We start from the raw sequence: 25,616 nt of genomic DNA on the forward strand, positions 1-25,616 counted from the left end.
ACTCGCTCGTCCAGGTAACAGATCCTTAATCTGCTCCCACTGATCATCTCTTAATGCATAGCGTTTAGTCATGAAAAAATAATGAGGACAGGTTAGATTTTCTCAAGCTAATTGATGACAGGCTCTAGAGAAATATAGCTAATCTTATTTGGTATACATCGGTCGATTGTCATTCAGACGCATAATGCCGCGAATCGCGCGATAGACAATCCAGATCCAGGAAACAAAGACCACAACCAGACAGAAAGTAGATGCACCAAAAGCGACGCCTGCAAACAGGTCCGGATCTTCATGGGTAAAGAACAGGAATAGGAACGGCACAAAGGCTACAATATTCCAGAATAGATACCACCAGAAACTGCGGATTTGCCAGGTAAAGTGACTTTCAAAAATCGAACCTCGTACATCCGAGCGCTTCACATAGTTAATAATCAGTGCAATCACTGCCAGCAAGCCACCACTAAAAATGGCCACGATATATAAGATATAAAGAATCAGGGTTAGCGTGCGATTTGAGTCTTTATCAATTGAATAGTTCATCTACGCTCCTGTGGTTGTTTCTAGATATTCAGGCTGTTAAAAGGAGAAATCAGCCATATAATCAAAATGATGTTAAAAGCTATAGTACAAAAATAAATTTGCCGGAAGGGTTGTTTTTGTGTTTTATGACGTAATTTTTGCTGTGCCAGCCAGGCTGCCGGCCACCCTCCCAAAAAAGCCACCAAATGCAGGGTGTTTTCAGGAATACGGCGATTGCCCAATTGTGCCGCTTCCTTATCCTGGGCATACAGCCAGTAACTAAGGACATTCATCAGGCTCACCAGTAACAGGACCATTCCACTCAACAATCCGGCTAAACTGAGTCCCGCCAGTACCAAAATATAGGCCACAGAAGCAACCTGCATCGGCTGTAGTTTTTCTGGCTGGCTTCGGCCTGATGTTTTAGTTTTTGTTTTTGCCGTTTTGGTTTGTGATGCTTTCAGGTACATAACCTGCTGGGCACGATAACGTCCCTGCTCATCTAGAATCACCAGATAATCTAGTGCACAACCAACAATTGGCCGTGGACCGGGACGGGCAAAATCTTTGATATGCAAAAACACGCGATCTTTGGCCGGATCATTGGGCTGAATAAAGCCATAGCCTTTGTCATCAAACCATTCCACTAAACGTCCCTGATCGCGCATTTTGCCTGTTCCTGTTTATTTTTAATTTAAGCTGCCACAAATTTTAAACGTTCAATCAGCATGTTACGCATCTCTTCCGGATTTTTTTGCAGAATATCTTCACCGGTGCGGCCTTCAGCAGCATTTTTCTGTGCCACCTGTAAACGCATCATCCAGAAACGGCCCGCAGCCATTGCCAGGTAAAGCTCCAGACATGATTTTTCATCCTCAGTCAATGGACGCACAGTTTCATAGGCTTTTAAAAAGGCATTGGCCTTTTCTTCATTTAAAGTAACTTCCGGATAATTGGTACAGAAGTCATTTAAAGTAATTGCAATATCAAACAGGAATTCATCTTTATTCAGCTCGTAAAAGTCCAGAATACCTTTCAGTTGGTCACCCTCAAACAGGGTATTGTCACGGAACAGATCCGAATGGATAAAGCCACGTGGACGATCCGGATATACTGCGGTTAAAGCTTCATACAGGCCCAGAAGTTTACCCAGTAAGACTTTATCTGCTGCGTTCAGGCTCGGTTTAATTTCCTGTGCTACGTTATACCAGTAGGCATGGTCATGGACAAAGGCACGCTCAAGTTTAAAATCTTTCAATGCCACATGCATTTTGGCCTGAGCAATGGCAATCGCTTCCGCCTGCGCGACGGTAGATGGCATTGGATGCTCGCCCATCATGCGTGGCGCAATTTGTGCCGGTTTATTTTTTAGTGTGTGAATGGCTTTGCCTGAGTGGGATAAAGGCACCGGTACGGCGAGACCTGCCTGCCCCAAATGCTGCAAGACCGGCACCAGTTCTCCAGCGGCCTGTTCATCCATATCTTCAAAAACGGTCAGCACATATTGCTGGTTTTCGCAGACCAGAAAATAGTTCGTATTCTGGATACCTCCTTGAATGGGAATCAGATCAATCACCTCAAGTCCATAAGGTGCTGCGAAATCCTGAACTTCCTTTAAAGTCAAAGTGGTATAAACCGACATAGAAAACCTGCGAAAAAACTTACATAATTTTGCTAGAATACCGTTTCCATCTGCCAAGGTGTAGCGCTTGCGTGGGTGAGTTTCATAATCGGCTGTAATAATTGGAAAAATTTATGCTAGCTAAACGTATTATTCCTTGTCTGGACGTGGATAACGGCCGCGTGGTCAAGGGTGTCCAGTTCCTTGATATTCGTGATGCGGGTGACCCGGTCGAAGTGGCGCGCCGTTATAATGAACAAGGTGCCGATGAAATTACTTTCCTTGATATTACCGCTACACATCATGGACGCGACACGACTTACCGCACAGTAGAGCGCATGGCTGAATCGGTTTTTGTACCCCTGACTGTCGGTGGCGGTGTACGTAAAGTCGAAGATATCCGTTTATTGCTCAATGCCGGTGCAGACAAAGTCAGCATCAACTCAGCTGCGATTTATAATCCTGAGTTTGTGCAGGAAGCATCTCAACGCTTTGGCGCTCAGTGTATCGTGGTTGCAATTGATGCCAAAAAAACTGGCGACCACAAATGGGAAATTTTCACCCACGGCGGCCGCAAAGAAACCGGGATCGATGCGATTGAATGGGCCGTGAAAATGGCTGACTTCGGCGCAGGTGAATTACTGATTACTTCGATGGATGCCGATGGCACCAAAGCCGGTTACGACATTGCCCTGATGCGCGCCATCAATGACCGCGTCACGGTACCGACCATTGCTTCTGGCGGTGTGGGTAATTTACAGCATTTGGCGGACGGCATTATTCATGGGGGTGCCGATGCGGTACTGGCAGCTTCAATTTTCCATTTTGGCCAGCACACCATTCCGGAAGCCAAAGCCTATATGGCAGCCCAAGGCATTGAAATGCGCCTTTAAGCCGTTTTAGATGATGATTTAATTAAAGAGTGTTTTTATAAACACTCTTTTTTTATGCCTTAAATAAAACAACACAGCAAATACGGAACAAAAAAAAGGAGTCTTTCGACTCCTTATAAAACCAAGATAAGACTACAGCACTTGGTATTCAAAAGAACTCATCCCCCCCAGAAACATCATCAGTATAAGGCTTTGCTCACCGACGTGAGCAACTATAAGTGAAATCCGCAGGACAATATTGACAATACAATCGTATTTTATTGACAAATCACGACAAAGCCCTGTCTTATTCCACGACCTACGTATTTAACTGCTTCATTGCCATATTTTTTGCAGTATTTTTCGTTATTTTAGTAGAAGCTCCCGCCCATTTAACCGGAAAATATTGTTCTGCCCAGCGGTTCAATTTTTTCGAGATCGGTGCAGGCAAGCTCAAACCTAAAGGATTCTGTTCCTGCAAATCTGCCGAGGAAATCACACGGGTACCGAGCAGATAATCAAACCAGGGCTTGGTGACGCACCAGTTGGCATCCTGATTACTATTCATATGATGATCATAATGCCAGGGTAATTTCTTTTTGGCCCATTCCGGTTCCAGATGAGCCCGGCGATGTAAATAATAATAGTTGCCTGCACTATATAAGGCAGCCAGTGACATGCCTTTGGAGAATGGATAAAAACTGAGTCCAAAAACGGTCGCGACCACTGCCAGTGATGCAATTTCATTGCGGGTACGCCAGTTGTCCAGTCCTTCTACATAGCCGAAATCGGAGAATTCTGTTTTGCGCACAACCCGGTGGTGCTCCCAGTGTGAGCGCATACTCTCGGGTACCGGACTATAACGGCTCTGTCCCGGCCGGTGAACACCATGTAATACATATTTATGTGCAAACCATTCAAATCCATTTGCGACGACAAGTCCTGCCAGAAAACCTTTCCACATAATCTTTTACCTCTTGGTCTATTTTTAATATAGGCTAAATAAAAGACTAGATATTGACCAAAATATTCAATATGATTGACAAAATACGACAAAATAAAAGAATTAAAAATGCTGGTTCTAAAAAACTACGTAGGTTCAGTATACGGTGGTTTAGGACATTTACTTTTGGACTATTACCAGTTGAAAAAGCTTGAAGTCCCTGAGAAATTATTGGCCATTCAAAATCTGGAACGCTTTGATTTCGCCCTGTGGCGTGATTTGTTAACGACGCTTGATCAACAGCTGCAACGACCGGCTTTAGGACTGGAAATCGCCCAACTGGTTGAAGCTAAACACCTCGGTATTATGGGCTATCTGGCCCTCTCAAGTGAGACTCTGGGTGAAGCCTTCATGCGTTATCATGATTATCATCGTCTGATTTATGATGGCGGCCCACTTCAGCTGCAGTGGCAAGGCGATTATCTGTCAATTGGCTGGGCCGAAGTCCCGTTTCATCTGAATACCCAATTGACCGATGAAATCGCGATTGCGCTAATGACGGAATTCGTGAAAGCCAATGTTCAGAACCCGCACGTGGTTCAGTTATATGAAGTGCATTTCCAACATGTAATGCCTAAAAATATTGCACTCTATGAGCAGTATTTCGGCTGTAAAGTCCGCTTTTCTCAAGCCAGAAATCAGGTATTGATGCATGTCAGTGAACTGTCCAGACCGCTGAAACAGGGCGACCAGACCTTGCAAAAACTGCTGATGCAACAGGCCAAAGCATTGTTAGAAAAATTCCCGTACTCCACTCTGGTAGATCAGCAGCTGCAACAGGCGATTCTAATTGGCCTGCAAAAAAACCTGTTCCAGATCAAACATATTGCCGAGCAGATGAATTTTTCCGTGCGTCAGTTACAACGCCATTTGCAGAAACAGGGCAAAACTTATCAGCAATGTATGCAGGAGATTCGCTGCATGCTGGCTATGCAATATCTGAAAGATCCGCACTTGAGTTTGCAGGAGACTGCCATGTTACTGGGTTATTCTGAACAAAGTGCGTTTCAGCGTGCCTTTAAGCAATGGACCCAGCTGACACCGCAGCAGTGGCGCCAACAGAATATGCCAGCTGCTTAAACTACCAGCATGTTCGTTTGATATACGGGCTTCAAGCAGGGTTGACGATTTTAATCCCTGTCCCCTATCACCTGATGATAGATAGAAAAATAAGGAATTAAAATATGGGTAGATATCTTCCCGAATTGCTCGGCACGTTCTTGCTAGTGTTTGGAGATATTGTGGGAGCAGAAAATTAGGCTTTTTAATAAAAACCCTCTAAAAAGCCAGGATTTCCAAATACCATTTTTCTGCATGTTTCACATGGAGCATGCAGATCATCGCGCTTAAAAATGCTTATAAAAATGGATTTTCAATTTCATCCAGATCATCACGCTGAATTTTTTCTGGCAAGTCCGGCGTGTTTTCCAGTTGTTTTACCACATCATTCAAAAAAGCCTGCAAGGCTTTGGCCACTTTCAGTCCCTGATGATCCTTGGTGATTTGCAAGTTGCCATACAGGCTGACGCAGTCCAGATCATTTTCCAAAGTCAGATCATGAATGGCATGGGATTCGCTGCCATTTTCAAATGCTTTAAACATATCCTCTTCACCTGTCTTTGTTATTTTCAATGAACGTCTGATGTCGATGCTACCCGAATCCCGGTTTTTTCAGCAAGCTTATTTCAACAGCTGCAAAATATATTGCAACAAGGCATCAATCAGCTGTTTCACAATGGCATCTTGCGTTGCATTGTCTATCGCACCGCCAGTCGCAGAGGAGGCCGAACTGCTTGAACCGGAAGACTTAAACTCGCGTTGTAATGCCTGCAGGTTTTCTTCAGAAACATCTTCGGCACACTGGCTTTCTGCATCCCAATTAGAATATTCGATTTTCTGGTTGGCTTTTACTGCATTTCCAGTCAGTGGCAGCTTATAGGTATTGCGTTTCTGTTCTTCGGTGAGCTGCGGGAACAGGTTAATTCCAAGCTGTTCTTCCAGATAGCAGACACTGACAATACGCACTTTCAGTGAATTGTCATTCGGTGCATAGTAAGCACCAATAGCACCGGTTTTCGGCATATAAACCGCCTTATAGACCGCGGTTGGCACAATCACGCCATTGCCAATGGTTTTCAGCTTCTTCCCGGCAAAGACCGGCCCGGTTACCACATAAACATCCTGTTTCTGCTTGGTCACAATGGCACGAGTGGCTTCTTCCAGCTCACGCCAGACTTGCTGATTATTCTTGGGCGCTTGCGGCACCATATTGGCCAATGAAAAACTGTCAGACTGCGCAGCCTTGTTAGGCATATCCGCATTCGGCGCCATATGACCGCGGTCATAACCTGAACCACGATAATCCGCCAATGTGGCACGATGCTTCGCACTGACCCGATCTTCTTCATGAAAATTATCTTCACGGGGAATTTTCTGGCTTAAGCGTGCTGGCGTTAAGGCTTCCGCCACCCAGAGCGGCGTTTTAGATACCCCGGAATAACCAACATTAAAGCCATTAAAACACAGTGAATAGCTGTCTTTTTTCAGGCTGTCTTTTATCAGATACGGCGGCACATCCCGATAAAACTGGTTCAGACAGGCAGAATCGCTGGAAGAGGATAGCGACACCCACTGACTGATTTTTTCCTGGCCAAAAGCGATGGCGAAGCTGCTCGAAGCCACCACGCCCAGAATGACTTTAATACTATTATCATTTAAAAACTGAAAAAAAGAGTTCTTGGGTTTACGCTGCTTCTTGGCCATTCTTACACGTACTTTTTAGATCAATACAGATTTTGACCGAGCTTAACAAGCTGTATAAGTGAAGTATATCTTGGCTCTACCATTCGTTTACTAAATAAACAATAAGTATCCAAAATCCCGGGCAGTTGTAACAAACTGTCTAATTTTATTTCTTTTTAAATGAGGTTTCTCGGTGTTTGCGTAGCTTTGTTTGGCTCAGTAGATTGAGTGTGTAAAGCTAACGGCCTATCTCAATTCGTACAATTATTAGCAATGGTGTCAATCATGAATTCCAAACTCTCTAAAGCATTAGGTTTAGGATTATTCACAAGTGTGATCAGCGTAGCTGCATTTGCTGAGCCACCGGTTCAACCAGGTGAAACACTTGAAAGCTTGTCTAAAGCTAAAATTAGTACCAAGGTGAATGGTCAGGAAGCCTCTTTAGAAAGCTTGGTGAACTCTGGTCAGATTCGTCTGGTCGATCCGCGTGCAGCAGCACCGCAACCAGCCATGCCAAATACACAGGCACCGATGCCCAACGATCCAGCGATGACTCAGGCACCAAATTCAGGCACTGTTTCCCCTCAACCACCTCTTACAGAACCAGGTATGAATGAATCAGAGGTGCCGGCCAATCTGGTTGAACCAGCCACTGAATCAGAAGTAGAAGCCAGCACGTCTATGACGATGCCTCAACAACAACCAACACTGGAAGAACAACAAGCAGCTGTACCAGCAATGTCTGAAGAGCAACAGCAAGCAGCTATTGCTTCAGAACAACCGATGCCTGAAGCACAGCAACAAGCGGCTGTGACTGAAGCAGATGTGAGCAATGAACAAACTGAAATTGCAGCTCAATCTGATGCAGAGCCAGTACTGATGGAAGAACCTTTGAATGCTGCACCTGAAGTGCCGGCTGCGGTAGAACTCGAACAATAATCTGAAACTCATTTATTTATTGTTTCTCTCATAAAAAAACCAGAGTGTGCCTCTGGTTTTTTTTTATGCTTTTTATTTTATTTACATCTGAATCTGGGTGCCCAGCTCGACCACACGGTTGGGTGGAATTTGATAGAAATCACTGACCGGACTGGTATTGCGCTGCATAGAAATAAACAGCTTTTCCCGCCACGGTGCCATGCCCTCACCCACAGTATGCATAATCCGTTCACGTGAAATAAAGAAACTGATCTGCATCAGGTCATATTCAAAATCCCATTGCTCATAGGCCTGTTGTAAAGCTTCCGGAATATTCGGCTGATCCTTAAAACCATAATAGATAAACACCCGGTAAAAATGCTCACTCAGTTTTTCCAGTTCAATCCGGTCCTGCCTTTCAACAAAAGGAATATCCCGGGTAATCACCGTCAACATGATATTGCGTTCATGCAAGACCTTATTGTGCTTAATATTATGCAACATGGCATGCGGAACAATATTGGGTGTACCGGTCAGGAAAATGGCATCGCCTGGCACAAACTTGGTGCCTTCCCCCATCGAAATACTTTTAATAAACAGATCAATCGGCAAGGCATCCTGTTCCAGCCGGTTCAGTACCAACGCACGCCCGTCTTTCCAGGTCATGAGAATCGTAAACAGTACCGCACCAATCAGAATTGGCACCCAGCCACCCGAAGCGATTTTCAAGGACGTTGAGGCCACAAAGACTAAATCCAGTGCCAGGAATGGTACAGCAAATAACGCTACTTTCCAGACCGGCCAACGCCAGAAGCCATAGGCCAGAATCGAGATCAAAATGGTGCCGCAGAGCATGGTCATGGTCACCGCAACGCCATAAGCACTGGCCAGATTGGCACTATTTTCAAACAGTAAAATCAGGATCAGCACCGAGATAAACAACATCCAGTTAATGAAAGGCAGATAAATCTGGCCACGCTCCAATGCAGAGGTATGCTTGACTGACAGGCGCGGCAAATAACGCAATTGAATGGCTTGATTGACCATAGAAAATACCCCAGTAATGACCGCCTGTGAGGCAATCACCGCCGCTGCAGTCGCCAGTCCAATCATCGGAAATAAGGCCCAGTCGGGCAGCAGCATATAGAAAGGATTCGCCAGTGCTTCAGGACTACGCAGTAACAAGGCGCCTTGCCCGGCATAATTCAGCAATAAACATGGCAAGACAATAATGAACCAGGCCAGACGAATCGGCAGACGGCCAAAATGCCCCATATCGGCATAAATCGCTTCACCCCCAGTCATGGTCAGAATCACCGCCCCCATGGTCAGAAAAGCCACATAGGGCTGATCGACCACAAAATGATAGGCCCAGTAGGGATTCACCATCCAGAGTACAAACGGGGTCTGGATGATGCTCCACAAACCAAAACCGCCAATCGACAAAAACCAGAGCATGGTTAAAGGTCCAAAAAACTTGCCCATCGTGGCTGTGCCGTGTCGCTGAACCATAAACAGCCCGGCCAAAATCCCGATGGATAAAGGCACCAGCCACTGATTGAAAATGGGTGTGGCAATACTCAGGCCTTCAATGGCTGAGAGCACGGAGATTGCCGGGGTAATAATCCCGTCACCGAAAAATAACGATGCGCCGACAAAGCCCAAAGCAATCAGGAATATTTTCTTTTGATCAGAGATTCGTGTGGTACGCAGGTTTAATGCCAACAGTGACATGATCCCGCCTTCGCCGTTGTTATCAGCACGCATGATTACCATGACATATTTAAAGCTGATGGTAAGCATCATGCACCAGAAAATCAGGGACAGGATACCGAGTACAGAAGCTTCGCTAATGGCGAGATGTGCGGTGAGGAAGCATTGGCGCAGTGCATAGAGCGGACTGGTACCAATATCTCCGAAAACGACCCCAAGCGCAGCCAGTGTAATCACCGGGAGAGCTGCCTTTTGTGCAGTGCTTTGCATATATTGTCTTCGTTTTTTAACAAGCATTTTTGCGAATCATAGCACCGCATTAAAAGTTTTTCTGCAAATCAATTGTTTCAGCTTGGCACAGCTGGTTTTTTTCGCTATTATCCTCGGCCTATGGTGAGGTGTCCGAGTGGCTGAAGGAGCACGCCTGGAAAGTGTGTAAACGTTTATAGCGTTTCGAGGGTTCGAATCCCTCTCTCACCGCCAGAATTTAAAAACCCGAATCACATGATTCGGGTTTTTTTATATTTAATTTTATCCATCATCCCATCAGCAAAAAAAATCATCTGCTTAGATCTTAAAATATTATTATCTATCGCCTTAGGCAAAGGCATTGAATTAATACCAGTCCTCGTTCATAAAAATCTTTTGCAACACAACACTTACGCTCAATTCTATTTTTAAAAATCTTCATTTTTCATCAGCCAAAAAACTGATGAATTGTGCAGTTTCTGTACGCCATTCATTTCAGGTTTTTATTTATGTGTTCAAACAAAAAACTGGCACAGAAATAGCTTAATTTTATTGTCATCAAAGCTATGTTATGTTGCTTATAAATCAACTAAAAGGAGAATAAAAACCACAGGATAGAAAGAAATAACCAAGTGAACCGGACCATTCAAATTTGAAGTTAAAAAATAGATACACTGCTATTCGGAGAGCGAACATGAATAACAGCGCAAACTATGCCAAACAGATTAAAAATGCAAAACGTGGCGGTTATACCCCAACCATTGCCAAGGACATCAATAAACATAAAATTCAAAAAGCCTTGAGACTCATCGAACAGTGGAGAAGCCTCGCTCAAGAACTCAAACCTCAAATGCAGTTTGATATGGCCTTTACTTTAGAGGAATGTGCACAAGAATTAGATCGCATCCTGAAAAACAGATAAACCTTATAACCAACTCATATCCATAGCAAATCCTATGCTTTCACCCTCGCCCATATCTGCACATATGGGCCATTTCTTTGCACATAATCAAAAACAGAACTTTTCATCCATTCGGTCAAAATAAACAAATCCTGCCGAAACAGTTTAAACGGTTATTTTTTGGCTTGCGTGACCCAAAAAAATCTGTAAAATGCACTCCACCATGCCGGCATAGCTCAGTTGGTAGAGCAACTGACTTGTAATCAGTAGGTCCACAGTTCGAATCCGTGTGCCGGCACCATATCTTAGCCTCGCTTTTAGTGAGGCTTTGATGTTTCTGGGTTTTAGTATTTTGAGCTGAGTCTTCTTGCACTTTCTAGTGCTTCGATTGTGCCGTCACTTGCACATATCTCACAATCCCTTCCTGATATAATTTTCGGCATAGTTTCGCTGTCATCTGAATTTTAAAATGATCCAGTTTTGAACCTTGAGCCTGATCATCTGATGCTTTTGAATTCAAAGTTTTTTGCACGTAATCCGCAAAGCCGGAAAATACCGGCTCGGACAGATCCTGAATCTGAATATTTTTAAATTCAAATCGATCCAGAAAGGCATATAATGCACCCACTGTCATTAAATCTTTTAAATTCACATCAGCAGATTTCAATAAAAACTGATATTTACGCCGTTGTAATGCATTTAAATTTTCCCAACGCTCGGACAAAACCAGATGATGAAAACCAATCCGCGCATTTGAATTTAAAACACTGCGGACCTGCTCCAAGAATACAGGCACAGGGCTGTGATAAGCCGCATCTAGGCACAACACCACATCAAAACGCTGGGAAAACAGCAATTCTTTTAAACGCAAAAATGACGCCTGATAAATGGCATTCAGTTCTGGTAAATATTGCTGAATATTAGCCACACAGGCAGCCTGCAGCTCAACCCCGGCCAGATATTGCACCTGATAATGTTGCTGCCAGTGCAGCAAGCTGGCGCCCTGACCGCAGCCCAAATCCAGCAGTTTATCTTTTGAATTTAAATTTACAGTTTGCGCAAGGTGATCGGCCAGCATACGACAGGCAGCCGCATAATCCTGCTGACCGGCTTGCCAATACCCTAAATTGCTCCAGGGCAATTGCGCGTGATCGCCCAACACAGCGGCATCAATTGCATACTTGTGCTGGGGAAGATGCTGACGCAGTGCCTGAAGCCATTGCATGGATTAATAACCCAGTTGCGGAGCAACCTCAACCACAGGTTTTAAACCTTGGAATGGTAAAGGTGCACCAAAAATTTCCGCAATTTTCATCGCTGAAGTCACTGCCGATTCCAGAATTGGCAAACCGTCACATGACCATGAGCCACAGAAGAAGACCTTACGGTTGGCATCCAGATGACGTTGCTGCAATTCCTTATTCAGTGCCACGGTATTGGCATCGACCACTGCACGCGTCAGCATGACCGATTTGATCACTTTCTTCGGATCAATGTCGGTTACCGGACGCCATGTCTGAAACACGGCCGACTTGCCGACCAAAGAAGGTTCAATCGAGTTAAGCCACACGGTAAATTGCTGACGGGTAAATTTACGGTCCATCATATAGCTGAGTACGGCCCAGTCTTTACGTTTTGGCGGCATCACGCTGGCATCGGTATGAATCACCAGTTCGCCCTGTTCGAATTTGAATTTCTTCAATAATTCAATTTCACTGGCAAACTGTACCAGATCCAGAAATTGCTCAATTTTGGTGGTCGGGGTCGCGACAATCACCCGGTCAAACAGTTTTGAATAACCGGCCGCATTTTCAACTTTGACCTGATCGCCCTGCTCTTGTACCAGTGTGATCGCTGAACCGTCTTCAATATGAATGCCTTCAATCAGCTTGTCGACAAGCGCCGGTGTACCGCCTTGCAAACGCAGTAAAGCATCACCATCGGTCAATTGACGCAGGAAAATTAACAACGGTTTAGCTGGCCATTCACCAATGGTTTTCGGATTGCAGGTACAGATGGTATATAGCACCGGCATCACCGCACCGTGCCAGAACACTTCTTCAATCTCGTTACGATTGATAAATTCTGCCAGGCTGATGTCCTGATTTTTCGATTTAAAGAATTTGGTCAATGCAACTTTTAACTGCAACAGGCCTTTGACCAGACGCCAGCCATATTGTTGCAGGCCTTTCCGGTTATTGATGATCGGGATATTGCCAATTCGGCTACGCGATGTGGTCAGCCAGGTTTCAGTTTTATCTTCAAATAACCAGCTGCAGGCCATATAGGTCCGCACCGGATAAGTTTTAATGCCCAGATGTGTGGCTAGACTCAGGGTGTTTTTCCACAGATAGGGGTTCATCACACGTAAAGGTGCGTCAATCAGGCCCCCTTCAAATTCAAGGCTATGACTGTCCATGCCGCGACCTGGAAGTGCTTCAAAAATCGTGATGTGATGCCCTGCGTCCTGGAGAATTCTGGCTGTAGCCAGTCCGGCCATGCCACTACCAATTACTGCGATATCCAAACTGATCATCCGTCATTGAAAAACTACAGAAATTATGTACCATGCGCCAATCAAACAGGTTATTAAAATCTTCCAGAATATATGTTTTTCGTAAAGGCCTTTTTGTTCAATTTCACCTGCTTTTTATTCATTTTTCTGCCTTAGTTAAAATTCCATCAAATCTAAGATTTTATTCATATTTTTATCTGAAAACTTGAAAATTTGCTTTAAAAACAAATAATTTAATTAACCATTTTTATAATCCTTGGTTGACAAATACTTTTTAAATACCTATGATTCGCAGCATAAGAAAACCGTAAATTCATCCGGTTCCATTCAGATGCGTTTATGCGAAAATTGTTTAAAACGACAAGAAACTACAGCGCCTTATAAAATAAAAGCCTCTGCGAAAGCAGAGGCTTCTTTGTTTTCAGGCCTAGTCAATCATGCAGCAGGGTATTGCGCTTACTTGATTGCCTCGCATAAGCCGCTTAAAAAGCATAGAGTGCAATTCCTCAATTCTCATTTTGTTCTCAAATCGGAATCAAATGGCATGATGTTTTTGTCTAGAACTCATAAATCTCTAAACTAAAAAAATAAAAAATCCAGCAACTTGTGCTGGATTTTTTGCTTCAAAGAACTAGGTTTGAATTAGATTTTACCCACCAGGTCGATTGATGGAGCAAGTGTTGCTTCACCTTCTTTCCATTTTGCCGGACAAACTTCACCTGGGTGCGCATGTACATATTGTGCAGCTTTCACTTTACGCAGAAGCTCTTGTGCATCACGGCCGATACCACCCGCGTTGATTTCAATGATCTGGATTTTACCTTCTGGATCAATCACGAAAGTACCCCGATCTGCCAGACCTTCGGCTTCAATCAATACTTCGAAGTTTTTAGACAAAGTCCAGGTTGGATCACCAATCAATGGATACTGGATTTTACCAATCACGTCAGAGGTATCATGCCAAGCTTTATGGGTGAAATGAGTATCGGTAGACACGCCATAAATTTCTACACCCATTTTCTGGAATTCAGCATACTGATCAGCAAGATCGCCTAATTCAGTTGGACAAACAAAGGTAAAATCTGCAGGATAGAAAAACACCACTGACCATTTACCTTTCAGGTCTTGCTCAGAAACTTTGATGAACTGACCATTGTGGTAAGCAGTTGCATTGAATGATTTGATTTCAGTATTGATTAAACTCATGAGATATTTCCTCTGGCTTATTTCTGGGATTGCTTATCTTGTGAAGCTAGAATACGAAAAATTTCAAAATAGGTAAAACCGCAAGTTTTTATAAAAATGATCGCTTTTTTAGATCATCAATTTCTATCAGTATTGTTCATCTTATTTATTTTCTCGATGTAGAGCTGTTCTGATCAAAATAACGCCATGCTTTAACACTTCTTAATATTTTAATAAATCATGGGCTTATACAAACTTAATACCAATCTTCAAGACATAAAAAACCCACCGTATTCAGGTGGGTTTTAATGATGATTTACCTTTTTGACCTACATCTCAAAATGGTAAGTCATCATCTAGATCTGCTGCAGGTGCTGCTGTTGGAGCAGGTGCAGATTTTGGCGCAAAACCACTCGGATTATTGTTGCCATAACCGCCGCCCTGGTTGTTGCTAAAACCGCCTTGCTGTGGCGCTGAACCATAACCTGATTGCGGGTTATTGCCATAACCCCCCTGGTTGTTGTTCGCCTGATTATTGTTATTAAAGCGTGGCTGGTTAAAGCTGCTCTCGCCCTGATCATTTTGAGGACGGCTAGAGTCTAACATCTGCATTTGTTCACCACGAATTTCCGTCGTATAGCGCTCCTGACCATTCTGGTCAGTCCACTGACGGGTACGTAATGAACCTTCAATATATACTTTTGAGCCTTTACGAAGATATTGCTGTGCAATTTCACCTAAACGGTTATGCAACACGATACGGTGCCATTCCGTTTGTTCTTTACGTTCACCGGTACTTTTATCTGTCCACGAATCGCTGGTTGCGATCGAGAATTGAGTGAGAGAGCCACCATTTGCAAAAGTTTTGGTTTCCGGATCTTTACCCAAAGTACCCACTAAAATAACTTTATTTACACCACGCATTTGCCGTTTACTTCCTATATATTTCTGTATTTTACTTTATAAGAGTTATGCTTAAATGGCTACCTCTTTACCCAACAAGTGCGTTAATTGTTGTCGCGAAGCATCATCAATCTGCTGTTTATCGACTTTTACATAGGCAACTTGCTGTTCAGACATCACCACGACCTCTTCAATACCACGAATCGCCAAAAGCTGAGAAGTCCATTCGTCAGTTTGTCTGCTTTCCGGCAAACGCAACACCAGCGATGACAGATAGCGTGGCTGAGCCAGCCCAAAACTCATCAGTAGCCAAACCATCGCGATCCCTGTCAGGATACTCCAGCCCATCGAGGTATTGTTCAGCAGTAATAATTGTCCGCCAATCATACCGCCAAAGAAAGCCCCTAAAAACTGGCTGCTGGCATTCACGCCCATCGCGGTGGCTTTGGACTGAATCGGTGCCGCTTTCGACAACCAGGACGGCAACAGAGCTTCCATGACATTAAAGGCAATGAAGAACAGACCCAGACCAATCAGCAAGACATATTTGGATTCAAACCCAAATGCCATCACCATCAAACCCAAAATAATACCGGTAATGGCCACCAGAAAAATCGCGCGCATTTTGTGGTATTTTTCTGCCAGGATAATACTTGGAAAGGCAAAAAACAGGCTCAGCACCAACAGCGGCAAATATACCCAGCCATGACTGGAAAGTGGCAGATCCGCAAATTCGATCAGCTGCGAAGGTACATAGATAAACATGGCGGTGAGCAATAAATGCAGGGTAAAGACCGACACATGCAGACGATTCAGATCCCCGATTTTAATCACCTGTTTCAACTGTGCCAGATAGCCCTGCTGAAAGTTTTTATGATGCCGCGTGACTTTCGGCACCATCAACAGCATGGCAATCGCCGCCAGGCCCATCACCGTGGTGACCCAGAATAATCCCGAGATGCCCACCAGACCCGTCAGCCAAGGCCCCAGACTAAAGGCCACCACAAAAGACAGGCCGATACTCATGCCCATCATCGCCATGGCTTTCATCCGGTTTTCTTCACGGGTAACGTCTGCCAGTAGTGCCATCACCACAGCAGATACTGCACCACCACCGGCAATTGCTCGGCCGATAATCACGCCATAGATAGTGTCCGACATAGCTGCAATCGCACCACCCAGCGCAAATAATAGCAGTCCCAAAACCACCAGTGGCTTACGGCTATAACGATCCGCAATCAGGCTGAATGGAATCTGCAATAAGGCCTGAGTCAGACCGTAGACCCCGACCGCCAAACCGATCAGTGCAGGTGTTGCATATTGATATGCCTGCCCTGCCACAGAAAACACCGGGATAATCATAAACAACCCCAGCATGCGCAGTGCAAAAATACTGCTCAGGGCAAAGGTTGAACGACGTTCTAAAGCATTCATCATAAATTATGGCGATTGGGTTAATTAATCTGGAGCCCAGATTATAGGACATTCAGCTCATTAATAAGACATGAATTTTATTTGAAATAAAGATGATGCCAATCTAAAAACAAAAAAGCGCAGCCGGAGCTACGCTTTTTATTCAGGAACAGCGCTTTATTTGTCTAAAGCCGCCTGACGCTTTTTGTATTGAATCGAGGCAAATACTGCCCAGACAATAAAGGCTACACCGATCAGACCGGTTACCACTTCTGGCACATGCAGACCGGTTCCGCTGGCAATCATAATGAAAGCCAGTGCACCGATGGCATAATGCGCACCATGTTCCAGGTAGATATAAGCATCCAATGTGCCCTGCTCAACCAGATAAATCGTCATTGAACGGACAAAGATCGCACCAATTGCCAGACCCAGCATGATGATGACCACGTCTGAGGTAATCGCAAAGGCACCGATCACGCCATCAAAACTGAAAGAGGCATCCAGGACTTCTAGATAGAGGAAACCACCAATACCGGCTTTCACTACACCCGTCGGTACGCCATTTTCATCATGACGAATGGCATTGCCTTCTTCATCGACTTCCGGTTCACCACCGAGCATATGGCTCAGAACCTGCACACCGATATAAATCACGATGCCCCAGATCCCCGCCATAGTCACTGCCAGACGCTTAGCTTCATCGACATTGGCTGCCATAATTAACAAGGCTACCAGTGCGATAAACACCGACATCGCCGGTACATTGGCCAGATTGGACAGACGGCGTTCCACCCGTCTGAACCAATGCGTGTCTTTTTCTTCATCCAGGAAGAAGTTCAGGAATACCATCAACAGAAAAGCACCACCAAAAGCAGCAATCTCAGGATGATGTGCCATTAAACGTGCTGAATATTCTTTCGGATCATTCAGGGCCAGACGTACCACTTCCATAAAGCCCAGGTCTGCAGTCACTGCAACAATGACCACTGGGAAGATCAAACGCATCCCGAAAACTGCAATCAGAATACCGACTGTCAGGAACAGCATTTTCCAGAAATGATCCCAACCCCGTAGGACTGAGGCATTAACAACCGCGTTATCAAAGGACAACGACACTTCCATAATCGCTAAAATAGCGGTGATGGTTAGCGCTGTGAGCATGGTTTGCAGGCCTGCGTCAGGACCATGGGTATAACCCCAATATGCAGACAAACCAAGACACACGATCGAAAATGCAATCGAGAAACCAAAATGTTTCAACATACACAACGACCTTGGATAAATTAAATAAATGTATGGCTGCGAGAGAGCAGCAATACGAATAGGAAAAGTTAAGCTAATTATGAAACTTTTAGCGCATAAACCAAAGCACTTCCTGAGCTGTTTTATCTTATTTTCTGTTTTTAAAATTTGCCGATCTTTTAAACAGCCCGATCTTTGCTATAGTGCCGCATGGTTTAACTTGAACTGCAAAGGATTTTCAGCATGAGTTTTTCACAAGAGGTATGGCAACGTAATCTCGGACTTTATCAGAAGACCCTGGCCCTGCCCTTTAATCAGCAACTGGCGCAAGGTACTTTAAGCCGTGAAGCCTTTAGTCATTATGTGATTCAGGATGCGCATTATTTACTGGCCTATGGCCGTGCACTGGCCGTGTGTGCCGCCAAAGCTTTTGAAGCGGACGATGTAATCCAGTTTGCCGAGGCAGCCAAAATTGCGATTGTGGTGGAACGTAGCCTGCATGATGGCTTTATGCAAGATTTTGGCATTAGCAAAGAGCAATTTGAGCAGACACCGTTGACGCTGGCATGTCATCACTATACTTCTTATCTGACTTCGACCGCCTGGTCAGAAAGCTACCCGGTGGTGCTAGCCTCGTTGCTGCCTTGTTTCTGGATTTATGCCGAAGTTGGTAAAGATATTGTCGACAACTCTGCGCCGAATAATCCGTATCAAGCCTGGGTGGATACCTATTCAGGAGAGGAATTCCACACTGCGGTGCGGAATGTGATTGCGACCGTTGACCGTGTTGCGGCGCGTGTTGATGCCGATACACTAGAAAAAATGCATGCAGCTTATACGCATGCTGCCCGTCTGGAATGGTTATTCTGGGACAGTGCCTTTGAGCAACGCCAGTGGCCTGGTCTGGATGAATAAGACGAATAAAAAAAGCCCTGTTTAAGACAGGGTCTTTTGGTTATAGCCGTTTAAAAAAATTTCTGCTGTCATAAACCGATCATAAAAACGGCTTAGTCTGAAAAAAACAAGGATAGAACGGGCCGGTACGCTAGACCTAGCTATAAGCCAAAAATTGCCGCACAATAATTGAGAATAATTATCAATTAATAAAATCAATCCCGGAAAGAGGCAGATGATATGCACACTTTAGGCACCGAAGCGATTCGGGCATTTTTTACCCTGCAATGTTGCTGGCTCAATAATGAAGAAATCTATTTGGAACAAGGCTGTCCAGATTGTAGCTCGGCAGCGACTTATCTGATTTACCATACCAACACGCATATCCAGAAACATCTGCTGAAATTTATTGAAAAGTATCGCTGTCATCAGGCGCGACGTAACGATTTGCTCGACCTGGATTTTTTCCAAAAAGACTATGAGGACTTTCTGCACATTCTGGAAAATGAAGTCAATTTTTATGCACGTCTGCATCATGATGTGTCACGTGAACGCTGCCTTGAAGAGATCGAGTCTATCTTTGAACGCCATTATGCAATGGCTTATTAGGTATTGGCCTTGTACATGATCATTGTGAATATTTAGGCAATCGACTACTGCGTTTGTTAATGTTGTGATGAATTGACCAATCACCGACATAACTTGACGTTTAAAATACTTTTATTTGCACTTGAACATTTTTCATCCGGTATCATATAAGGGTTTTTGATGAATATTCTAGGATCCTTGCATGAGCCAAAGCCACATCCGTATTCGAGGCGCACGTACCCATAACCTGAAAAATGTGAACCTTGATATACCACGCGACAAGTTTGTGGTGATTACGGGACTGTCTGGTTCAGGAAAGTCCTCGCTTGCCTTTGATACCTTATATGCCGAAGGTCAGCGCCGTTATGTGGAATCGCTGTCTGCCTATGCCCGCCAGTTCCTCTCCCAGATGGAAAAACCGGAAGTGGATTCGATTGAGGGCTTGAGTCCAGCGATTGCGATCGAGCAGAAATCGACTAGCCATAACCCACGTTCTACTGTAGGCACCATTACTGAAATTTATGACTATTTACGTCTACTGTATGCGCGTGTCGGTACACCATTCTGTCCTGAACATGACTTGCCGATGGTGGCACAAACGGTCACTGAAATGGTCGATGCAGTCAAAACACTGGAAGAAGGCACTGCTCTTTTACTATTAGCACCGGTGGTGCGTGAACGTAAAGGTGAATATACAGCGCTGTTTGAACAGCTGCAAAGTCAGGGTTTTGTCCGCGCCCGTGTGGATGGCGAGATCATGGAAATTGATCCGCCACCTGAACTGGACAAAAAGAAAAAACATACCATTGAAGTGGTGGTCGACCGCTTTAAGGTTCGTGACGATCTGGGTAACCGTATTGCCGAAAGTTTTGAAACCGCGTTACGTCTCGGCGGTGATATCGCGATTTTATCCTGGATGAAGGGCGAGCATAACGATCGTGTGTTTTCAGCCAAACACTCCTGCCCGGAATGTGACCGTGCAGTGGCTGAACTGGAACCACGCCTGTTTTCATTCAACAATCCTTTTGGTGCCTGTCCGGTCTGTGATGGTCTAGGGACCCGCAGCCATTTCAGTGCCGACAAACTGATTCCTAATCCTGAGGTCAGCGTTAGCCAAGGCGCGATTCCTGGTTGGGACCGTCAGCGTCCTTACTATTACAGCATGATCCAGAAAGTCGCCGAGCATTTTGGTTTTTCTCTAGAAACGCCGTGGAATGAACTGGATGCCGACACCAAGAAAAAATTTCTGTACGGCACCGGCAAAGAAAAAATTGATCTGAGCTATATCGATGAGCGTGGTCGTCGCCATAATCGGGTCATTCCTTTTGAAGGAATTTTGCCGCATCTGGAACGCCGTTATCGTGAAACTGAAAGTAATTATGTGCGTGATGATCTGGCGCAGTATTTATCCAATGCTGCCTGTGATGCCTGTGATGGTTCACGTCTGAATGAAATTTCGCGTAATGTGAAAATTCTGGACAAGACCATTGCTGACATTACCCGCATGTCGATCGGCGATGCTGAAAGCTATTATCAGGGTATTCATTTGGAAGGTGCACGGGGTGAAATCGCCGACAAGATTTTCAAGGAAATCCGTGAACGTCTGCACTTTCTGGTTTCGGTCGGCCTGAATTATCTCAGCCTGTCGCGTTCTGCCGAAACTTTGTCTGGTGGTGAAGCGCAGCGAATTCGTCTGGCCTCACAGATCGGTGCTGGCTTGATGGGCGTCATGTATGTGCTGGATGAGCCATCAATTGGTCTGCATCAGCGTGATAACGACCGTCTGTTACAGACCTTGATCCGTCTGCGTGACCTAGGCAATACTGTCTTGGTGGTCGAGCATGATGAAGATGCGATTCGTGCCGCTGACCATATTATTGATATCGGTCCGGGTGCCGGTGTACATGGCGGGCATGTGATTGCCGAAGGGACTTATGATGAAATTCTGGCCAATCCTAACTCGCTGACCGGAAAATATTTATCCGGAAAATTAAAAATCGAAGTCCCGAAAAAACGGATTCAAGCGCCTAAGCCTGAAGAACAGATCAAGCTGATGGGGGCATCCGGGCATAACCTGAAAAAAGTCGATCTGACCATTCCTTTAGGTATTATGACCTGTGTTACCGGGGTGTCCGGTTCGGGTAAATCGACCTTGATCAACCGTACCTTGTTACCTTTGGCGGCGACCCAGCTCAATGGTGCCACCACTTTAACTTCGGAAAAGTTTGAATCGATTGATGGTTTGCAGTTCCTCGACAAAGTCGTGGATATTGACCAGAGTCCGATCGGCCGTACCCCACGTTCCAATCCGGCGACTTATACCGGTCTATTCACCCCGATTCGTGAGCTGTTTTCCCAAACTCAGGAAGCCAAGGCACGCGGTTATGCTGCCGGTCGTTTCTCATTTAACGTGAAAGGTGGCCGCTGTGAAGCCTGTGAAGGTGACGGCATGATCAAGGTAGCGATGCACTTCCTACCGGATATGTATGTGCCATGTGATGCCTGTCATGGCAAACGCTATAATCGTGAAACGCTGGAAGTAAACTATAAGGGCAAGAATATTTCCGATGTCTTGCAGATGACCGTTGAAGATGCCATGCATTTCTTCGATGCGATTCCGGTGATTCACCGTCGTCTGGAAACATTACATCAGGTCGGTTTGGGCTATATACGTCTGGGTCAGTCTGCGACCACTCTTTCTGGTGGTGAAGCACAGCGTGTCAAACTGGCACGTGAACTGGCCAAACGCGATACTGGTCAAACCCTATATATTCTGGATGAACCGACCACGGGTCTACATTTCCATGATATTGCCAAACTGCTGGATATCCTGCATCAGCTCCGTGACAAGGGTAATACCATCGTGGTGATTGAGCATAATCTGGACGTAATTAAAACTGCCGACTGGGTGGTGGATTTAGGCCCTGAAGGTGGTTCGGGTGGTGGTATGATTGTTGCGGAAGGTACGCCTGAACAGGTCGTGAAAGTCAAAGCTTCACATACTGGTAAATTTTTGAAGCCGTTGTTGAAGTGATTTTTTTAAATCCTCCCCAACCCTCCTTTGAAAAAGGAGGGAGTCTTCTTCTTTATCTGATGCCATATAGGACTTAGGGCTAGGGGAGATTTTAGCCATCCAATAAGCATGCTAAAACGGTGATTCATTCACCGTTTTTTTATCTCTCACTAGGCTATTGAACGAATCGCTTTAGCCAATTGTGCCAGTTCTTGATCATCTGCTCTTTGCGCATCATGCGATGAAATATAGCCCTCATAGGCATCGAAATATTTGTCGATTGAAGAATTCACGGATTGCCAATTCTCATGTATGCCTTTGGTCTGATGCATCGGAAATAATTTGGCATGCACATGATCGACACCAAAACCTTCAAAAATCATCCCTGTTCTGCCCACATCCTCAAAATAATAATCCAGCTTTAAGGCCACTTGTTTGGTATATAGCATCAGATCTGTCAAAACCTGATCATCCAGTTCGAATGCGTAGCTCGAATAATGCTGTTTTGGGATGACGACAGTCACGCCCAAAGTATTGGGAAAGATGGTCAGAAAAGCCATAAACTTGTCATTTTCATCAATCAAATGACAGGGTATTTCATCCTTAACGATTTGACAGAAAATGCAATTTTTACTCATTTTAAATATTCCTGAAATTTTATAATTTTTTATTTATTTGAATAAATAGCGCTTATGCTGTCCTATAAAAGCCTTACTTTAAAATGTTTTTTTAATTTTAAGTCGTACGCTTATACTATTTAAACCTCTGCCACCGCATTGCGTCCTTTGGCCTTTGCTGCAAACAAAGCATCATCTGCATTGGACAATAAAGCTATCCAGGAGCCAGCACCAATGGCAACCCCGATACTGACCGAAATCTGAATCTCGTCTCCTGCTGCAGTCACAATATGACGCTCAGCCACTTCAGCGCGGATTTTATCGGCCACAATCAGTGCCTGCTGCATCTGGATATTTTCAATCAGTACCAAAAATTCATCGCCCCCATAACGCACCAGCAAATCTGTAGCACGGACATTAGCCTGTAAACGCTCGGCCACCAGCCGAATCACCTGATCGCCAATAATATGCCCATATTGATCATTCACCTGTTTAAAATGATCAATATCAATAATCATCAAACAGGTTTGACTCAATTGACCCGGCTGATTTTCCATAAAACGGATATATTCTTCCAGCGCGAAACGGTTCGATAATCCGGTCAAGGAATCGGAATGAGCAATATTCTTTAAACGGAATTCCAGCGCATCACGTTCTTGCAACATCTGTTGCAATTTCTGAATGGCAGCGAATAAGGAATCAGAATGATTCACTTCACGCAGCCGCATATCAATTTTCTGACGACCCGAGTTTTTAGACAAACTCAACAACATGCGGCGTGCCTGAATCAGCGGCAGGAATACCTGTTTACGTGCAAAAATCATGGTTGAAATCGCGGTCAGTAATGAAATCAGCGATACCAGTACACTCCAGATCAAACGCTGCATATTGCTGTTCATTTCCTGAATAGCGGCATCTCTGCTGTATTGCAGTAGGTAAGTTTGCAGGTCTACCACAGTCGCAAATTTATCTACCATCGCTTCAGTCAGCTCTGTTCTGCTCAAACGGTAGTCACGTTGCTCCAGACTGTCACTGATCAGTTCACTCACAATCGGTAAGCCTTGCTGAATAAACTCGGTTTCTACCCGTCGATGTAAACGAATGAACTCCTCTGTTTTATCTTGAACAGGCTGAATGGTATCAATCAAGGCCCACAAATAACGCACCTGATGTTGGGTCTGTAAAGAACGGGTAATATTTTCAGTGGGAAGCGGCGCTTCAAAAGTCACATGCGCCATGATAGACGAGGCAACCCGCCCCGCCTGATCACGTAAATCAGATAAAAATAGAATCTGGCTGATATAGTTATTCAGAGGGGTGGACGAGCTATCTGAAGCCACCGCCACGTCACGCAAAAGTTCACGGCAACTTTCCCAGGCAGCAAACATGGCCAGAATTGCCTGATCAAGCTCTTGCGCACTGCGTTGCTGACGTGGCATCCGGGTATAGGCATCAACCTGTGCACGTCCTTTTTTCAAACTATTTTCAAGCTGTGAAAGTTGCTGACTCAGGTTGTTAAACCCGACCTCCGTCAAGACATCCGCGGTCTGGGACAATTGCCGATCCACCTGTTGACGATAGCTGATTAACTCTTGCTGATGCTGGGCAAATTCCTGCACCGAACTGGACATGGCTTTATTGGCAGGCGCACGCTCACGCGAAATTTTATTCGCCAGATCAGCGACCTGCTGTAAGGCATTCAATTGTTGATAAGTTTGTCTGGATTTTAAATAACTTTGACTGCTACTCACAATTAAGGGAATACAGATGCAAAGTAAACATAAAATAATAATCGACATCGACCAGTACAAACGTTTACTGATCCACTCAGAGCGTAAGGTATTCATGCTGTTGTATTACGCCCCAATATGACAAGCAAAGCTAAATAGATTGATTATTATACAAATAAAACAGGATGGTCTTAAAGCCTTTAGTCTTACTTCACTTATGTTTTTAATGAATTTTTATCATCTATTATTTTTCAGATACTTAAGTTGGTTTATTTAAAATGTTAATGCAGGGTTTCATGACTACAATTCCCTATAAACTCTTACAAAAACAAGGGAATTTAAGCAGCTAAAAAAATATAAAAACTTGCTTTCTGCACCATTTACACCTGCAACAAATAGGTGCATAATGCACCGCATTAGGGCGAGTTAAATTATTCCTCAGCAGATATTTTAGTTTACCCGCAAATTTTGGCGAAAAAACCCCGATTTTCTATGAAAATTGGGGTTTTTTTTAGCTATTGAATTTTAGACCTACATTTTTACTTTTTAATATGCACTATTTTGGTGCTTAAAATTATTATAATATTTCTTCTTATGATCTTTTTTAATTAAAGGTTTTTCAGAAACGGAATGATCCGAAATAAAAAATACTAGACAAAAAAAAAGCCCAACCTTGGGGAAAGCTGGGCGATAAAACAAAAAATTGTGGAGAATCAGGCTAAATCACTATGAAAATGTGAACTCTAACTTGATTTTCATATTATGTAAAATTCCCCTCAAAATGTAAAGCCGATTGCTTCAGTCAAGATTATAAAACATGCCCATTTAGCTCAAAAAAACAGACACACACTCTAAAGCCCAAGCTGATTACGCTCAAAAATCAAGCAATTCAATTAAAGGGATGATGCATCAAGCATCTTGCACTTCTTGACATATTTATGAATTAGCTCACCTATTTTTAATTGTTTTAATAGA

At 44.3% G+C, this 25,616-nt stretch carries 22 protein-coding genes and 2 tRNA genes; 9 read left to right on the top strand and 15 right to left on the bottom strand.

Annotated elements, in window-relative coordinates; genetic code table 11:
* Positions 1–144: 144 nt before the first annotated feature.
* The 3 genes from FTV08_RS08770 to FTV08_RS08780 are packed head-to-tail and all read right to left on the bottom strand — an operon-like array spanning position 145 to position 2,161.
* On the bottom strand, positions 145–540 hold the full coding sequence (locus tag FTV08_RS08770) for a hypothetical protein (protein ID WP_004781593.1): 396 nt from the start codon (positions 538–540) through the stop codon (positions 145–147).
* 20 nt (positions 541–560) lie between these two features.
* A complete protein-coding gene (locus FTV08_RS08775) occupies positions 561–1,187 on the bottom strand; it encodes a DUF1294 domain-containing protein (RefSeq protein WP_180087121.1) in 627 nt (208 codons plus the stop codon).
* A gap of 26 nt (positions 1,188–1,213) precedes the next feature.
* Complete coding sequence (locus FTV08_RS08780) at positions 1,214–2,161, bottom strand: homoserine kinase (protein WP_180087122.1); 948 nt, start codon at positions 2,159–2,161, stop codon at positions 1,214–1,216.
* A 113-nt stretch (positions 2,162–2,274) separates the two neighbouring features.
* On the opposite strand from FTV08_RS08780, the gene hisF reads away from it, so the two are divergent.
* On the top strand, positions 2,275–3,033 hold the full coding sequence (hisF, locus tag FTV08_RS08785) for an imidazole glycerol phosphate synthase subunit HisF (RefSeq protein ID WP_004647284.1): 759 nt from the start codon (positions 2,275–2,277) through the stop codon (positions 3,031–3,033).
* A gap of 298 nt (positions 3,034–3,331) precedes the next feature.
* Here the strand turns inward: hisF and FTV08_RS08790 are convergent, their stop codons facing one another.
* On the bottom strand, positions 3,332–3,976 hold the full coding sequence (locus FTV08_RS08790) for a hypothetical protein (protein ID WP_180087123.1): 645 nt from the start codon (positions 3,974–3,976) through the stop codon (positions 3,332–3,334).
* 108 nt (positions 3,977–4,084) lie between these two features.
* On the opposite strand from FTV08_RS08790, the gene FTV08_RS08795 reads away from it, so the two are divergent.
* On the top strand, positions 4,085–5,095 hold the full coding sequence (locus tag FTV08_RS08795; RefSeq protein ID WP_180087124.1) for an AraC family transcriptional regulator: 1,011 nt from the start codon (positions 4,085–4,087) through the stop codon (positions 5,093–5,095).
* A gap of 276 nt (positions 5,096–5,371) precedes the next feature.
* On the opposite strand, the gene FTV08_RS08800 is transcribed toward FTV08_RS08795, so the two are convergent.
* Entirely contained in the window at positions 5,372–5,617 is a 246-nt protein-coding gene (locus tag FTV08_RS08800) for a hypothetical protein (RefSeq protein ID WP_180039139.1), read from the bottom strand.
* 78 nt (positions 5,618–5,695) lie between these two features.
* Entirely contained in the window at positions 5,696–6,778 is a 1,083-nt protein-coding gene (locus tag FTV08_RS08805) for a DNA/RNA non-specific endonuclease (RefSeq protein ID WP_180087125.1), read from the bottom strand.
* Between the two features lie 264 nt (positions 6,779–7,042).
* Here FTV08_RS08805 and FTV08_RS08810 point away from each other — a divergent pair, with 264 nt between their 5' ends.
* The gene (locus FTV08_RS08810) at positions 7,043–7,696 is read left to right on the top strand and encodes a hypothetical protein (protein ID WP_180087126.1); all 654 of its coding nucleotides are present in this window, start codon (positions 7,043–7,045) and stop codon (positions 7,694–7,696) included.
* A gap of 81 nt (positions 7,697–7,777) precedes the next feature.
* On the opposite strand, the gene FTV08_RS08815 is transcribed toward FTV08_RS08810, so the two are convergent.
* The gene (locus FTV08_RS08815; RefSeq protein ID WP_180087127.1) at positions 7,778–9,658 is read right to left on the bottom strand and encodes a potassium transporter Kup; all 1,881 of its coding nucleotides are present in this window, start codon (positions 9,656–9,658) and stop codon (positions 7,778–7,780) included.
* A gap of 122 nt (positions 9,659–9,780) precedes the next feature.
* Here FTV08_RS08815 and FTV08_RS08820 point away from each other — a divergent pair.
* From FTV08_RS08820 to FTV08_RS08830, 3 genes are all read left to right on the top strand, one after another.
* Positions 9,781–9,871: transfer RNA gene (locus FTV08_RS08820), tRNA-Ser, on the top strand.
* Between the two features lie 460 nt (positions 9,872–10,331).
* Positions 10,332–10,559 carry a hypothetical protein gene (locus FTV08_RS08825; RefSeq protein WP_004647282.1) on the top strand — a complete coding sequence of 76 codons (228 nt, stop codon included), beginning with the start codon at positions 10,332–10,334 and terminating at the stop codon, positions 10,557–10,559.
* Positions 10,560–10,763: 204 nt separating this feature from the next.
* A tRNA-Thr gene (locus tag FTV08_RS08830) sits at positions 10,764–10,839 on the top strand.
* Between the two features lie 75 nt (positions 10,840–10,914).
* Here FTV08_RS08830 and FTV08_RS08835 read toward each other — a convergent pair.
* From FTV08_RS08835 to FTV08_RS08860, 6 genes are all read right to left on the bottom strand, one after another.
* Complete coding sequence (locus FTV08_RS08835) at positions 10,915–11,763, bottom strand: cyclopropane-fatty-acyl-phospholipid synthase family protein (RefSeq protein WP_180087128.1); 849 nt, start codon at positions 11,761–11,763, stop codon at positions 10,915–10,917.
* Positions 11,764–11,766: 3 nt separating this feature from the next.
* A complete protein-coding gene (locus tag FTV08_RS08840) occupies positions 11,767–13,074 on the bottom strand; it encodes an FAD-dependent oxidoreductase (protein ID WP_180087129.1) in 1,308 nt (435 codons plus the stop codon).
* A gap of 621 nt (positions 13,075–13,695) precedes the next feature.
* Entirely contained in the window at positions 13,696–14,259 is a 564-nt protein-coding gene (gene ahpC, locus FTV08_RS08845) for an alkyl hydroperoxide reductase subunit C (RefSeq protein ID WP_180087130.1), read from the bottom strand.
* A gap of 315 nt (positions 14,260–14,574) precedes the next feature.
* Complete coding sequence (gene ssb, locus FTV08_RS08850) at positions 14,575–15,162, bottom strand: single-stranded DNA-binding protein (protein ID WP_005245776.1); 588 nt, start codon at positions 15,160–15,162, stop codon at positions 14,575–14,577.
* Between the two features lie 51 nt (positions 15,163–15,213).
* A complete protein-coding gene (locus FTV08_RS08855) occupies positions 15,214–16,578 on the bottom strand; it encodes an MFS transporter (protein ID WP_180087131.1) in 1,365 nt (454 codons plus the stop codon).
* Between the two features lie 153 nt (positions 16,579–16,731).
* On the bottom strand, positions 16,732–17,820 hold the full coding sequence (locus tag FTV08_RS08860; protein WP_004647275.1) for a DUF475 domain-containing protein: 1,089 nt from the start codon (positions 17,818–17,820) through the stop codon (positions 16,732–16,734).
* 222 nt (positions 17,821–18,042) lie between these two features.
* On the opposite strand from FTV08_RS08860, the gene tenA reads away from it, so the two are divergent.
* The 3 genes from tenA to uvrA all read left to right on the top strand — a co-directional run bounded on the left by tenA (position 18,043) and on the right by uvrA (position 22,315).
* Positions 18,043–18,714, top strand: a complete 672-nt coding sequence (gene tenA, locus FTV08_RS08865; RefSeq protein ID WP_004729210.1) for a thiaminase II — start codon at positions 18,043–18,045, stop codon at positions 18,712–18,714.
* 219 nt (positions 18,715–18,933) lie between these two features.
* Positions 18,934–19,302: a hypothetical protein gene (locus FTV08_RS08870; RefSeq protein ID WP_180087132.1), complete on the top strand. Its 369-nt coding sequence runs from the start codon at positions 18,934–18,936 to the stop codon at positions 19,300–19,302.
* Positions 19,303–19,483: 181 nt separating this feature from the next.
* Positions 19,484–22,315 carry an excinuclease ABC subunit UvrA gene (uvrA, locus tag FTV08_RS08875; protein ID WP_180087133.1) on the top strand — a complete coding sequence of 944 codons (2,832 nt, stop codon included), beginning with the start codon at positions 19,484–19,486 and terminating at the stop codon, positions 22,313–22,315.
* Between the two features lie 149 nt (positions 22,316–22,464).
* On the opposite strand, the gene FTV08_RS08880 is transcribed toward uvrA, so the two are convergent.
* Together FTV08_RS08880 and FTV08_RS08885 are read right to left on the bottom strand one after the other, a co-directional pair.
* Positions 22,465–22,932 (bottom strand): HIT family protein, encoded by a 468-nt coding sequence (locus FTV08_RS08880; protein WP_180087134.1) that lies wholly within the window; start codon positions 22,930–22,932, stop codon positions 22,465–22,467.
* A gap of 119 nt (positions 22,933–23,051) precedes the next feature.
* Entirely contained in the window at positions 23,052–24,758 is a 1,707-nt protein-coding gene (locus FTV08_RS08885) for a diguanylate cyclase (protein WP_180087135.1), read from the bottom strand.
* Positions 24,759–25,616 lie beyond the last annotated feature (858 nt).

The sequence above is a fragment of the Acinetobacter sp. YH12226 genome, from assembly GCF_013417805.1.
Lineage (GTDB): Bacteria > Pseudomonadota > Gammaproteobacteria > Pseudomonadales > Moraxellaceae > Acinetobacter.

Bases quoted from the DNA above. Each gene is read 5' to 3' on its own strand.
- FTV08_RS08835 (WP_180087128.1), bottom strand. From the start codon at position 11,763: ATGCAATGGCTTCAGGCACTGCGTCAGCATCTTCCCCAGCACAAGTAT.
- FTV08_RS08795 (WP_180087124.1), top strand. From the start codon at position 4,085: ATGCTGGTTCTAAAAAACTACGTAGGTTCAGTATACGGTGGTTTAGGA.
- FTV08_RS08825 (WP_004647282.1), top strand. From the start codon at position 10,332: ATGAATAACAGCGCAAACTATGCCAAACAGATTAAAAATGCAAAACGT.
- FTV08_RS08775 (WP_180087121.1), bottom strand. From the start codon at position 1,187: ATGCGCGATCAGGGACGTTTAGTGGAATGGTTTGATGACAAAGGCTAT.
- FTV08_RS08810 (WP_180087126.1), top strand. From the start codon at position 7,043: ATGAATTCCAAACTCTCTAAAGCATTAGGTTTAGGATTATTCACAAGT.
- FTV08_RS08800 (WP_180039139.1), bottom strand. From the start codon at position 5,617: ATGTTTAAAGCATTTGAAAATGGCAGCGAATCCCATGCCATTCATGAT.
- FTV08_RS08770 (WP_004781593.1), bottom strand. From the start codon at position 540: ATGAACTATTCAATTGATAAAGACTCAAATCGCACGCTAACCCTGATT.
- FTV08_RS08860 (WP_004647275.1), bottom strand. From the start codon at position 17,820: ATGTTGAAACATTTTGGTTTCTCGATTGCATTTTCGATCGTGTGTCTT.
- FTV08_RS08885 (WP_180087135.1), bottom strand. From the start codon at position 24,758: ATGAATACCTTACGCTCTGAGTGGATCAGTAAACGTTTGTACTGGTCG.
- FTV08_RS08790 (WP_180087123.1), bottom strand. From the start codon at position 3,976: ATGTGGAAAGGTTTTCTGGCAGGACTTGTCGTCGCAAATGGATTTGAA.
- ahpC (WP_180087130.1), bottom strand. From the start codon at position 14,259: ATGAGTTTAATCAATACTGAAATCAAATCATTCAATGCAACTGCTTAC.
- uvrA (WP_180087133.1), top strand. From the start codon at position 19,484: ATGAGCCAAAGCCACATCCGTATTCGAGGCGCACGTACCCATAACCTG.
- tenA (WP_004729210.1), top strand. From the start codon at position 18,043: ATGAGTTTTTCACAAGAGGTATGGCAACGTAATCTCGGACTTTATCAG.
- FTV08_RS08815 (WP_180087127.1), bottom strand. From the start codon at position 9,658: ATGCAAAGCACTGCACAAAAGGCAGCTCTCCCGGTGATTACACTGGCT.
- FTV08_RS08855 (WP_180087131.1), bottom strand. From the start codon at position 16,578: ATGATGAATGCTTTAGAACGTCGTTCAACCTTTGCCCTGAGCAGTATT.
- hisF (WP_004647284.1), top strand. From the start codon at position 2,275: ATGCTAGCTAAACGTATTATTCCTTGTCTGGACGTGGATAACGGCCGC.
- FTV08_RS08870 (WP_180087132.1), top strand. From the start codon at position 18,934: ATGCACACTTTAGGCACCGAAGCGATTCGGGCATTTTTTACCCTGCAA.
- ssb (WP_005245776.1), bottom strand. From the start codon at position 15,162: ATGCGTGGTGTAAATAAAGTTATTTTAGTGGGTACTTTGGGTAAAGAT.
- FTV08_RS08805 (WP_180087125.1), bottom strand. From the start codon at position 6,778: ATGGCCAAGAAGCAGCGTAAACCCAAGAACTCTTTTTTTCAGTTTTTA.
- FTV08_RS08880 (WP_180087134.1), bottom strand. From the start codon at position 22,932: ATGAGTAAAAATTGCATTTTCTGTCAAATCGTTAAGGATGAAATACCC.
- FTV08_RS08780 (WP_180087122.1), bottom strand. From the start codon at position 2,161: ATGTCGGTTTATACCACTTTGACTTTAAAGGAAGTTCAGGATTTCGCA.
- FTV08_RS08840 (WP_180087129.1), bottom strand. From the start codon at position 13,074: ATGATCAGTTTGGATATCGCAGTAATTGGTAGTGGCATGGCCGGACTG.